At 38.7% G+C, this 12526-nt stretch carries 13 protein-coding genes; 12 read left to right on the top strand and 1 reads right to left on the bottom strand.

The window, feature by feature from the left end; genetic code table 11:
• Positions 1 to 143: 143 nt before the first annotated feature.
• The 3 genes from prpB (at position 144) to HDE68_RS14840 (ending at position 3725) form a co-directional block, all read left to right on the top strand.
• Positions 144 to 1043, top strand: coding sequence for a methylisocitrate lyase (gene prpB, locus HDE68_RS14850; protein ID WP_183882998.1), 900 nt, complete (start codon positions 144 to 146; stop codon positions 1041 to 1043).
• Positions 1036 to 2190, top strand: a complete 1155-nt coding sequence (prpC, locus tag HDE68_RS14845; RefSeq protein WP_183882997.1) for a 2-methylcitrate synthase — start codon at positions 1036 to 1038, stop codon at positions 2188 to 2190. Before prpB ends, prpC begins: the two co-directional genes overlap by 8 nt.
• An 83-nt stretch (positions 2191 to 2273) precedes the next feature.
• On the top strand, positions 2274 to 3725 hold the full coding sequence (locus HDE68_RS14840; protein WP_183882996.1) for a bifunctional 2-methylcitrate dehydratase/aconitate hydratase: 1452 nt from the start codon (positions 2274 to 2276) through the stop codon (positions 3723 to 3725).
• Positions 3726 to 3781: 56 nt separating this feature from the next.
• On the opposite strand, the gene HDE68_RS14835 is transcribed toward HDE68_RS14840, so the two are convergent.
• On the bottom strand, positions 3782 to 3973 hold the full coding sequence (locus HDE68_RS14835) for an Lrp/AsnC ligand binding domain-containing protein (protein ID WP_317617703.1): 192 nt from the start codon (positions 3971 to 3973) through the stop codon (positions 3782 to 3784).
• A 132-nt stretch (positions 3974 to 4105) separates the two neighbouring features.
• Between HDE68_RS14835 and HDE68_RS26540 the strand changes: the two genes are divergently transcribed.
• From HDE68_RS26540 to HDE68_RS14795, 9 genes are all read left to right on the top strand, one after another.
• Complete coding sequence (locus HDE68_RS26540) at positions 4106 to 4228, top strand: hypothetical protein (protein WP_260171772.1); 123 nt, start codon at positions 4106 to 4108, stop codon at positions 4226 to 4228.
• A gap of 133 nt (positions 4229 to 4361) precedes the next feature.
• On the top strand, positions 4362 to 5933 hold the full coding sequence (locus HDE68_RS14830) for a right-handed parallel beta-helix repeat-containing protein (RefSeq protein ID WP_183882995.1): 1572 nt from the start codon (positions 4362 to 4364) through the stop codon (positions 5931 to 5933).
• Positions 5934 to 5940: 7 nt separating this feature from the next.
• On the top strand, positions 5941 to 6546 hold the full coding sequence (locus tag HDE68_RS14825; RefSeq protein WP_183882994.1) for a hypothetical protein: 606 nt from the start codon (positions 5941 to 5943) through the stop codon (positions 6544 to 6546).
• A gap of 207 nt (positions 6547 to 6753) precedes the next feature.
• A complete protein-coding gene (locus tag HDE68_RS14820) occupies positions 6754 to 7932 on the top strand; it encodes an FAD-dependent oxidoreductase (RefSeq protein ID WP_260171771.1) in 1179 nt (392 codons plus the stop codon).
• 256 nt (positions 7933 to 8188) lie between these two features.
• Complete coding sequence (locus HDE68_RS14815) at positions 8189 to 8884, top strand: HAD-IA family hydrolase (RefSeq protein WP_221300744.1); 696 nt, start codon at positions 8189 to 8191, stop codon at positions 8882 to 8884.
• A 78-nt stretch (positions 8885 to 8962) separates the two neighbouring features.
• A complete protein-coding gene (locus HDE68_RS14810; protein ID WP_183882993.1) occupies positions 8963 to 9475 on the top strand; it encodes a GNAT family N-acetyltransferase in 513 nt (170 codons plus the stop codon).
• Positions 9476 to 9753: 278 nt separating this feature from the next.
• A complete protein-coding gene (locus HDE68_RS14805) occupies positions 9754 to 10599 on the top strand; it encodes an SDR family oxidoreductase (protein ID WP_260171770.1) in 846 nt (281 codons plus the stop codon).
• Between the two features lie 116 nt (positions 10600 to 10715).
• Entirely contained in the window at positions 10716 to 11465 is a 750-nt protein-coding gene (locus HDE68_RS14800; RefSeq protein WP_183882992.1) for an SDR family NAD(P)-dependent oxidoreductase, read from the top strand.
• Positions 11466 to 11545: 80 nt separating this feature from the next.
• On the top strand, positions 11546 to 12451 hold the full coding sequence (locus HDE68_RS14795) for a helix-turn-helix domain-containing protein (RefSeq protein ID WP_183882991.1): 906 nt from the start codon (positions 11546 to 11548) through the stop codon (positions 12449 to 12451).
• Positions 12452 to 12526 lie beyond the last annotated feature (75 nt).

Below are 12526 nucleotides of genomic sequence, written 5' to 3'. Positions count from 1 at the left end.
GAAATCTGTTCCTGATATTCGGGCTCAGGAATTGCCATGTATCGCTATTCATATTTGTTTCTTTAAAATCTTTCTGTCAGCAGCATTGTATTAAAAAAGAAGAACATTTTTAACCGAAGCTAATTTTTCTAAAAAAACTGACGATGCAAACAACAAACCTTAAATCCCCCGGTCAGAAATTCCGGGAGGCTTTAAAAAAAGAAAGTCCCCTTCAAATTGTAGGAGCAATTAATGCCAATCATGCTTTATTGGCTCAGCAAGCGGGATTCAATGCAATTTATCTTTCAGGTGGTGGTGTAGCTGCCGGATCATTAGGGATTCCGGATCTAGGGATTACTACTCTGGAAGATGTACTTATCGACATTCAGCGCATCACAAATGTATGCGACCTGCCGCTTCTGGTAGATGTAGATACTGGTTTTGGCCCTTCAGCATTTAATGTTGCCCGTACTGTGAAATCATTAATCAAAGCAGGTGCTGCGGCGCTGCATATTGAAGATCAGGTAGGTGCAAAACGCTGTGGTCATCGTCCTGGTAAAGAGGTAGTGAGTAAACAAGAAATGGTAGATCGTTTAAAAGCTGCTGCAGATGCCAGGACAGATGAACATTTTGTGATTGGTGCAAGGACAGATGCTTTTGCTGTTGAAGGATTGGAAAAAACATTAGAAAGAGCCGTTGCCTACAAAGAAGCTGGGGCTGACTTCATTTTTGCGGAAGCCGTACCTGACCTTTCTTATTATCAGAAATTTGTGGATGCTACAGGAATTCCTGTGCTGGCCAATATCACTGAGTTTGGAATGATTGAGATGTATACTGTCGATCAGCTGAGCAGTGCCGGTGTAGGATTGATCCTATATCCATTGTCTGCTTTTCGTGCTGCGAATAAAGCTGCCGAAAATGTCTATCAGCACATCCGTAAAGATGGTACGCAAAAAAATGTATTAGACACCATGCAAACCAGAGAAGAACTCTACAAGAGTATCGGATATCACGACTACGAGCAAAAATTAGATAATCTTTTTAAAGCAAATAAAAATGGTTGATAACAAAGAAACACCAGCATTCAAACCTAAGAAAAGCGTAGCACTTTCGGGCGTTGTTGCGGGTAATACTGCTTTATGCAGCGTGGGTAAAAACGGTAATGACTTACATTACAGAGGTTATAATATCCTGGACTTAGCAGAAAAAGCTGAATTTGAAGAAGTAGCTTACCTGCTTATATACGGGTCTTTACCTACTAAGCCGCAGCTGACAAACTATAAAACTAAATTAAAATCACTCCGGGGTTTGCCAAACTCCGTTAAAAATATCTTACAGCAGATTCCTGCGGCTGCACATCCGATGGATGTTATGCGTTCTACAGTTTCGGCTATTGGAAGTATACAACCTGAAAAGGATGATCATAATATTGCGGGTACAAGAGATATTGCAGACAAATTGCTGGCCTGTTTTAGTTCTGCCTTGTTATACTGGTATCATTATGCGCATAATGGAAAAATTATAGAGGTTGAAACTGACGATGAGTCAATTGGCGGACATTTTCTACATCTTTTACACGGCCGTAAACCTTCAGAGTCATGGGTAAAGGCGATGCAAATATCACTTAACCTGTATGCGGAGCATGAATTCAATGCTTCTACTTTTACCAGCAGGGTGATTGCAGGAACAGGTTCTGATATCTATTCGGCTATAACCGGAGCAATTGGTGCATTGCGCGGACCTAAACACGGGGGAGCAAATGAAGTGGCTTTTGATATACAGAGCCGTTATAATTCACCTGAGGAAGCAGAAGAAGATATTCGTAAACGAGTAGAAAATAAGGAAGTTATTATTGGATTTGGCCACCCGGTTTATACCATTTCAGACCCGAGAAATGTTGTGATTAAAAAGGTGGCAAAAGAGCTTTCGGAAGAGGCTGGAGATATGCTCCTGTATAATGTTGCTGAACGTTTGGAAACGCTGATGTGGAGCGAAAAGAAGATGTTCCCGAACCTGGACTGGTTCTCGGCGGTTTCTTATCACCTGATGGGGGTGCCGACTTTAATGTTTACTCCGCTTTTTGTCATTTCAAGAGTGACAGGCTGGAGTGCACATATCATTGAACAAAGACAGGACGGAAAAATCATTCGGCCAAGTGCCAATTATACAGGGCCTGAAAACAGGGAGTTTGTTTCGGTTGAAAACCGTTAAAAGTACCATCAGAGAAAATTTAAAATAGAACGTCAAAAGACACCAGTAAAGAAATTGTTAATCGTAAAATTATTCAGCTAAAAATGTCATCACACATCTCAAACGAAAGACCGCAAACAGATAAAGTACTCACAGATATTGTGGATTATGTATTGAACTATGAAATAAAAAATGAACTGGCCTGGAAAACGGCACATTATTGTTTATTAGATACCCTGGGCTGCGGACTGGAAGCCTTAACTTATCCGGCCTGTACCAAATTATTAGGCCCTGTTGTACAGGGAACAATCGTTCCCCATGGTGCAAAAGTTCCGGGCACACAATTTCAGTTAGATCCGGTTCTTGCAGCGTTTAACATAGGTACAATTATCCGCTGGCTGGATTTTAATGATACCTGGCTGGCTGCGGAATGGGGTCATCCTTCAGATAATCTGGGTGGTATCCTTGCTACTGCAGACTGGTTATCCAGAACTTCAGTTGCGAATGGAAAACCAGCACTGACCATGAAAGATGTATTGGAAGCCATGATCAAAGCGCATGAAATTCAAGGTGTACTGGCATTGGAGAACTCTTTTAATAAAGTAGGATTAGACCATGTTATATTAGTTAAAGTAGCTTCTACAGCTGTTGTAGGGAAATTAATCGGATTAACCCGTGATGAACTGGTCAATGCAGTTTCACTGGCTTTTGTAGATGGACAATCTTTAAGGACTTACCGTCATTCTCCAAATACAGGAAGCCGTAAATCGTGGGCTGCAGGTGATGCTACTTCGCGTGCGGTGCGTCTTGCATTAATTGCCAAAACAGGAGAAATGGGTTATCCATCTGTGCTGACTGCCAAGACCTGGGGGTTTTATGACGTATCGTTCAAAGGAAATGAATTTAAGTTTCAGCGTGAATACGGTTCTTATGTCATGGAAAATGTACTATTCAAGATTTCTTTCCCTGCTGAATTTCACTCGCAGACTGCAGTGGAAGCAGCAATGACATTACAAGGGAAATTAACAGCTTCGGGCAAAACAACAGATGATATCAAAAAGATTACGATTCGTACACATGAAGCGGCTATTCGTATCATTGATAAAAAAGGGCCGTTGAATAATCCTGCAGACAGGGATCATTGTATACAGTATATGGTTGCAGTACCCTTGATTTATGGCAGGCTAACTGCTGCTGATTATGAAGATAATATTGCTGCTGATACCAGAATTGATGTCTTACGCGATAAGATGGAATGTGTCGAAGATATACAGTTTACTAAAGATTACCATGACCCTGCAAAACGTTCGATTGCCAATGCAATGACCGTTGAGTTAAATGACGGAACTGTTTTAGAAGAAGTTGTAGTTGAATATCCTATCGGACATCAGCGCAGAAGAGAAGAAGGTATTCCTGAACTGGTGAAGAAATTCAAGATCAATCTGGCGAGGAAATTTCCTGAAAAACAACAACAAGCTGTTTTGCATGCTGCGTTGGATTATAGCAGGCTAGCCAGTACACCTGTAGATGAATTTATGGATTTACTGGTGATTTAATGATTTGAAATGAGTAAGTGAACTTATGAATAACCCGGTTTTAAAACCGGGTTATTCTATAGTAAATTGTAACTGTTACCCAGCGTATTAAAAACAAAATCCTGGTAATGTTTCATATCCCTGGCATAGACCTTTAATATGAAGTCAAAATCCCCCGAAATATTATAACATTCTACTACTTCATCGATCTTTAAAATGTCTTCTACAAACTGGTTACCTATTTTTCTATCGTGTTTTTTGAGTTTAATATGCCTATGGGATACTATTTAAAACAAGAACTGAAAGAAATTATTATACGCTCGCTTTTGCTTTTAATGCGGGCCGGGTTAGGATTCTTGATGCCCGGTCAAATGAAAAAGGTTTTCAGGAGGACTAACCGTATGAGAACTATAGGAACCAGATTTTTGGGAGATGGGGCGGATAGCTTTAATCCTTTGCCGGTATTGGAAAGTTTTGATGGATTAGTTTTTTACAATAAGACAAGCGCAGCACAGGGTTTTTGAGTGTATCAAAAAATATTTTAGCAGGTGATCATGAACAAGATGAATGGTAAAACAGAATTAATTAAGCTTAATTTAGTTTAAAGGTCCGGCGCAGGATTTCTGGCAATGGATTAGCTTATTAACCATTGTCTTTATGAAAAGATATCTTATATTTTATTGTCTTGCTGTGCTTTTATCCTGCAGTAAAATTGAGCAATTGGATGTGGCAGGTACAAAACAAATCAAAGCCGAAGGTACGACTACATATTATGTGGATTCGGATAACGGCAATGATACGAACAATGGTACTTCTGAAAGTACGGCCTGGAAAACAATAGCTAAAGTAAATGCTACAACCTTTCAGCCCGGGAATAGTATTTTACTGAAATCAGGGGGGATCTGGAATGCACAGCTGTATCCTAAAGGGGCGGGCAGTGCCGCCAGTCCTATCAGGATCAGCTCTTACGGTAGCGGTACAAAACCTAAGATTTTTCTAAGCGGAACTATTGGTGCCCCGGTCTATTTGTTTAATCAATCCAATTGGATTATTGAAAATCTGGAGGTTTCAAATTATAGTGCAACCCGCGGCGATGTATTCCGCCAGGGTATTTTTATTCAGAATACTGGTGGCGGGGTGACCAGTAATATCACTATCCGCAATAATTATGTCCATGCTGTTTCGGGTAGTTTCAGGTATGCAGGTTTTGACCCTCATGCTTTTGGCGGGATCGCTGTAGTGACTACAGGAACTGTGGGTACAGATCGCTTTGATAACATAACCATTGAAGGTAATATAGTTGAAGATGCAGGCCGTACAGGAATTGTGGTCTGGGACAATGTATGGGAAGCCAGCGGCCACGCTTCTACGAATGTGAAAGTACAGAATAATTCAGTTAAGGATATTGACAGTGACGGTATCCTTGTGTTTGGATGTGAAGGTGCCCTGATTGACCATAATGTTGCTAATAACTGTGGCAGGTATCGTGAAGACGGGCAATTTAATGGAGCCGCAGCTATCTGGCCTACACGCGGGCGCAATTGTATAACTCAATTTAATGAAGCTTTTAATACACAGGCTCTGGATGGCAATGGTGATGGACAGGGTTTTGATCTGGATATCGATTCTTATAATTTCATTATGCAGTATAACTATAGCCATGACAATGCAGGTGGTTTTATGCTCATCCTGGATGCTTCTAATTCTGTAAATAGTATAGTGAGGTATAATATCAGTCAGAATGACCGGCGAACCATTTTTAATATTGCAGGCGGTATCACCCCTGGGACCAGTATATATAACAATACAATTTATATCAAATCTGGTTTGAATACGAACATTATCGATCATGACTGGGATGATGGAGGGGGAAAAGGTGATTTAAATCAGGCCTATTCTTTTAAAAATAACATCATTTACAACCTGGGCAGTGGAAGCTATAATATTCCGGGAGTGCTTGGGGTATTTGATCACAATACCTTTTATGGCAACCATCCTTCTGCAGAGCCTGCTGATACGAATAAGCTCACTACAGATCCTTTATTTGTGAGTCCGGGAAGTGGTCTTAATGGAATCAATACTGTCAGTGGATACCGCTTGTCTATGGGTTCTCCGGCGCTGAGCTCTGGGGTGCTGATTCCGGATAATGGTGGTAAGGATTACTATGGAAATATAGTTTCATCTGCAACTGTACCTAACCGTGGCGCATATAATGGAACAGGTTTATAACATAAAAATGAATAGGGGATGGTTTTGGTATGCCCCGTTTATTATATTCTCTATAATTTGTTTTTCCTGTTCGATGGTTTCTGATGGAGTGGCTTTTACGGTGAATGACGAGCCGATCAGTTTAGCCCAGTACGAACAGCAGCTGGAGAAAGAAAAATTGATGGTCATCAGGGATTTTGAAGTTAAATATAAGACCAGGTTTGGTCCCGGATTCTGGACTATGAATTTTGGTGGCGATATTCCTGCTAATGTTTTAAAAAAGCGTGCAAAAGATGCGATCATAGTCAGCACCGTTAAAAAGATGATGGCGAGAGAGCTGGGGTTAATTGAAAAAATCGGTTATGAAGATTTCTTAAAGGAACTGGATAGTGTCAACAACGTAAGGATTAAGGCCGTAAAAGATGGAAAAGTCATCTATGGACCAGTAACCTATACGGTCGAAATATATTCAGGTTATTATATGTCCCTATTGGAAAATGCGATCCTGGATAAAATAAGTACAACGGAGCTCACAGCAGATGAGATCAGGTCCAAATATGAAGGAATGATCCGGGAGCGTATAAAAAAAGTGAAAATTGATATTGACAAGGATGAAGAACTGGTTGTTTTATAATCTTTTTAGAAAAGCCTGGGTTTGCGCTGATCCATAGGAGAGATGATCCTATTGATTTAAGACTATTTTAAAACTCAGACCGACTATTTTATTCTTAAAAATAATTGCAGTTTTATATAGCTGAATATTAAGAAAGCTTTTATGATAATCGCATTTTAAAGATATCAGCTGTAAAAAATCAAAGAGAATTATAAAAAAATAGCTCAGATGATGTTTTTAGAAAATAAAAAAGTTGCCATTGTTGGTGGTGGTCCTGGTGGGGTGACCCTGGCACGGTTACTCCAGCTTAAGGGGGTTGATGTAAAGGTTTATGAAAGGGACAATGATGCCTCTGTCCGTCAGCAGGGTGCTACGCTTGATTTGCATTATGAATCAGGATTAAAAGCATTGCGGGAAGGTGGACTGATAGCAGAATTTGAGAAAAACTACCGGCCAGGTGCTGATCGGTTAACTATTACTGATCAGTATGCGATAGTGCATTTGTCTGAATCGGAGGAAGAAGGGATAATGGATCTGAATAGTGAATATGCACGTCCTGAAATAGACCGGGGCCCGCTTCGTGATCTATTGATCGCATCATTGCAAGGGGGGACTATAGTTTGGAATGCAAAATTCTCTGAGCTGAAAAAGGATGGAAACAGTTGGAGTTTGTTATTTGAAAACGGAACAACTGCCTCTGCTGATTTGGTAATTGCAGCTGACGGGGCAAATTCAAAAATCAGAAAATATCTGACTGATATTAAGCCAGTTTATTCGGGTATTACCATTGTTGAAGGTAATATTTATAACGCTGCGGTCAATGCACCGCATTTGTGGAAATTAACTAACGGAGGAAAGGTTTTTGCATTAGGCAGTTACAAGACAATTGTTCTGAGTGCAAAGGGGGAAGGTTCGCTTTCCTTTTATACAGGGACTAAAGAGACAGAAGACTGGGTTGAAACATCTGGTATTGACTTTGAAAACAAAGAAGAGGTATTCAGCTGGTTTAAACATCGATTTTCGGATTGGAGTGCAGATTGGAATGAAATATTTCTGACTGATGAATCTTATTTCGTAGCCCGTCCACAATATCATTTCCCTTTAAATCAATCGTGGCAAACGCTTCCGGATTTAACTATGATTGGCGATGCAGCTCATCGAATGCCGCCTTTTGCGGGCGAAGGCGTGAATCAGGCTATGCAGGATGCGCTGGAATTATATGAAGCATTGTGTCTGGATAATTTCAATACAATACAGGAAGCAGTTGCTTCTTTTGAAAAGAAGATGTGCAGCAGGAATGCAGGGGTAACTGAAGACACCTTAATGCAAACAGAAGCGTTACATGCTGAAAACAGCCTTCAATATTTACTGGATATGTTTAATCAGCTTCCTGATGAATTGACTTAGTACTGTTTTTTAATAGATTAAATATGATCATTTGAGATATAATAGTATCTCAGTAATTACAAATATTGCATATGTTGAATAGTTTTTTTAACAAATACAGCTATGTGCTTTGGTATAAAGAGTGGATAATGGACGATTTAATATAAACTTAATATAGCAAATTGTTTTTAAATATAAACATTGTTTAGTTTTGCTAAACAATGTTTATTATTATTGCATCAGCTTAAAGGAACATTGTACTTCAACCTGATTTGATATGAAAAAAAACAAAATAGCAATGGTAGTTTTCGATATGGCGGGAACTACAGTAAATGAAGATAATCTTGTTTATAAGATCCTCAAAAATACAATTAACCTTTCCGGCTTTGACTTTAGTCTGGAGCAAGTGCTTGCCCAGGCTGCGGGTAAGGAAAAAAGGCAGGCTATCCGCTCTGTACTTGCTATCTATGCCAATAACAGTGAGGAGGCATTAATTTCAAGAATATATGATGAATTTATAATTACGCTTACAGCGGCTTACAGCCGGGAAGATATATTTCCTCAATCCAATGCTAAAGCACTTTTTTCGGCATTGAAGGACAGGAATATTCTGGTTGTTCTTAATACCGGATACGATAGCTTTACAGCAAATTCAATTATTGAAAAACTTGGCTGGAAAGAAGGGATAGATTTTGATGCGCTGGTAACAGCTTCTGATGTTCCGGGCAACAGACCTGATCCGGATATGATTGAATTTGCTATGAAAAGATTTGGTCTTACAGACAGTAGTAGTGTAGTTAAAGTTGGTGATTCAACTATAGATATCCAGGAGGGACAGAATGCAGGTTGCGGACTTAATATCGGGATTACAACTGGTGCACATACAAGTGTACAGCTTCAGAAAGCCAATCCAGACCAGATAATCGATGATCTTATTGAATTATTGCCATTGGTTGATAATTTCGGATCGTAATTTTTATGCAAAAAATCAGTTGATATAAGTATTGAAATATAGAATTTTAATAATTTTATTTCAAAATTAATATAACATATGGATGTTCAGCCACTCGGGATTAAAACTGGTATTTACAGTATCCGAAGGCTTCGGGAAGATGAAGCCAATCTTTATAAATTTATGCGTTTGGAAGCAATCCAAATGGAACCAGCTATGTTTAGGTGTACTACGCCAGCAGAAACTGATCTCACCGATGCAGAGTGGGTAGAACGGGTAAAAGATCCGAGATCGGTTTTTGGTCTTTTTGCAAATGATGAGCTGATTGGCCTTACCAGTATTTTGTTATTGAATGAGCATGAAGGTTATTTGGGGCAATCTTATATACGGGAACCGTATCGGGGCAAGGGGCTATCTGCTCTTCTTTATCAGGTCAGGATGGCCAGGGCTGCTGAGCTTCAGTTAACACGGTTAAGTGTCAGCCATAGGGAAAGCAATATCGCCTCGAAAGCTGCGAACCAGCGTTTCGGTTTTCGCTACAGCCGCCGCGAAACGTGTAACTGGCAGGATGGGACTACAGAAGATGTGATTTATTATACACTGGATTTATAGATAAATGAGAATAAACAGAAAACCTGTTAGTTTGCCACTAACAGGTTTTCTGTTTATCGGCTAACTATTTTGGTGATCTGATTAAACAGTAAATTGGGAAAACAGCTCAGGAATATATTCAAAAAACGTGTTGGATACACGCCGAATGAATATAGGAATATGAATTAAATTGTAAATCAGTAATAAGTATAAGTAGTTCCATAAAAAGTATAATTAAGCTATTGTCGTTACTCCCACATTTGTATAGTCAAATTTGACTATCAAAAAATTATAAAAAGATGGAAAATACATCAAATAAAGGAGAGACAATGGCTAAGACAATCTTAATTACTGGTGCCTCATCTGGTTTCGGTAAAGAAACAGCAAAATTATTTCAACAGAAAGGATGGAATGTAATTGCAACTATGCGTTCACCTGAAAAAGAACAAGACTTAAATGAGCTGGAAAATATTCTGGTTACAAAATTAGATGTTCAGGATTCTGAATCGATTAATCATGCCATTAAAGAAGGTATTACCCGGTTTGGCAGAATTGATGCTTTATTAAATAATGCTGGTTATGGTTTGATGGGAGTTTTTGAATCTGCTACAAAAGAGCAGATTCAAAACCAATATGCGGTAAATGTTTTTGGATTAATGAATGTCACACAAGCTGTTTTACCTTTTCTGAGGGAAAATGGCCAGGGAACAATTATTAATGTTTCAACATTTGGAGGGATCACAGCTTTACCTTTTGGAAGCCTTTATAACAGCTCAAAATTTGCTGTGGAGGGTTTTTCAGAGAGCCTGTCCCACGAACTTTCATCATTAAATATTGCAGTTAAAATTATAGAACCGGGTGGCGTATCTACTAATTTCCGTAATGGCATAGAAATGATAAAGAATGAAATTCCTGATTATGGCCCTATATTGGCCACCTTCTTTAGCCGTTATGCTACAGCTACAGCACATTTGGCTAAAGCAACAGCCGAAGATGTAGCGGCTACTATCTACCAGGCAGCTACAGATCAAACAAAAAAACTACGGTATGTAGTTGGCGATGACGCCCAATTTTATATTGATGCGAGGATGAAAAATAGTGATGAAGAATTTGTAAAACAAATGAGAGACTATTTCATTGATTAATCACTTATAATATAACTATTAAAATCAACTATTTATTAAAGCCAGCCCTGAAAACCCCTGGTTTACGTGGGGCTGGCTTTAATGATTTCTAAAAATAGTATTCAAAGCAAAATTTCATGGAAAAGCTAAAAAATAAAGTGGCGCTTATCACCGGCGCCTCGAAAGGTATTGGTGCAGGTATAGCAAAGGAATTTGCCCTGCAAGGAGTTAGGGTTGTCCTAAATTATAACCAGGATTCTATTGGTGCAAATGAAACAGTAAAGGAAATAGAAAATCATGGAGGGGAGGCTATTGCTTTACAAGGGGATATTTCAAAGGCAGATGAAGTTGAAAGGCTTTTTTTGGAAACCCAGAATGTCTTTGGCCGTTTAGATATTTTAGTAAACAATGCCGGGGTTTTTCCTCCTAATTCACTTGGAAGTTTTTCGGAAATTGATTTTTACCGAACAATAAATACAAATATTTTAGGAAACATACTTTGTACTAAGGAATCCTTGAAATATTTCTCTGCTCTTGGTGGAAGCATTATAAACTTAACCTCCGTGCAAAGTAAAAACCCAATACCTGAAATGGCAGTTTATGCTTCAACTAAAGGGGCTATTGAGGTGCTTACCATGGCTTATGCCAAAGAATTAGCCGCTAAAAATATCAGGGTTAACGCATTGGCCCCTGGAGCTGTAGAAACGGAAGGTACGCATACAAGAGGTTGGTTTAAAAGTGATTTTCATAAACAAATAGAAAGAATGACCCCTTTGGGCAGGATGGGACAGCCTGCTGATATAGGAAAAGTGGCTGCTTTTTTAGCTTCTGATGACGCATTGTGGATTACAGGCGAAAGGATTACAGCATCCGGTGGCTTACATTAACAAAGGTTTCCATAAGTTATATTGCTAATTTAGCGTTATATAGAGAAACTGGTTGCCTTAATTTTTTAGATAATTCTGATATGTCAAACAAATATGTAGATATAGAATCAATAAGCGACCTGCATAATTTCTATGCTTATGCTAAACCAAAGCATCCGCTCATCACATTAATTGATCTTACACAAATAGATATGAATAACAGGCCTAAAGATGGTATGCTTTACCGTCTGGGTTTCTATTCCATCTTTTTCAAAACTGTAAAAGGTATTCTGAAATATGGTAAGTCTAACTATGACTTTGATGAAGGTTCATTAATGTTTACAGCACCTTATCAGGTGATATCACCTCATGTAGACCTGAGTCTTGAAGAGGGTTGGGGGCTATTTTTTCATCCTGATATTCTAAATAGAAAGGAGCTTGGAAGCAGGATTTCAGAATATTCATTCTTTCAATATGATTCAAACGAAGCGTTACATATTTCGGATGAAGAAAAGGAGCTGATCAGAGTCTGCGTAGAAAATATAAAAAGAGAATATTCTCAAAATATTGATAAGCATACGCTGCAACTTATTCTGAGTAATATAGAATTGTTATTAAATTATTGTAACAGGTTTTACGATAGACAGTTTTTTACCAGGGCAAAGATAAGCAATGACATCGTTCAGCGTTTCGAGAAATCGTTAAAAGAATATTTCGCTCAGGATACTTTAATTAAAGCAGGTCTTCCTGATGTAAAATACTTTGCTGCTAAACTTAATCTTTCGGCTAACTATCTTTCTGATTTGCTGAATAAATATACAGGTAAGACAACGCAGGAGCATATTCATTTGAAGCTTGTAGATAAGGCAAAATCACTTTTGTGGGGTTCTGAAATGTCTATTAGTGAGATTGCATACGAATTAGGGTTTGAGCATCCGTCGCATTTTACGAAGCTTTTCAAATCAAAGATCGGACAAACTCCAAAAGCATTCCGGAATTTAAATTAAGTATATATTTAACTGCAAATGGATTTGTATCATAGACCTTATGATACAAATCCTTTCTTTTTAATATTGATAATC

Source organism: Pedobacter cryoconitis (genome assembly GCF_014200605.1).
Lineage (GTDB): Bacteria > Bacteroidota > Bacteroidia > Sphingobacteriales > Sphingobacteriaceae > Pedobacter > Pedobacter cryoconitis_B.
The sequence above is the reverse complement of the archived record's forward strand: the minus strand, read 5'-3'. Positions and strand labels throughout refer to the sequence as shown.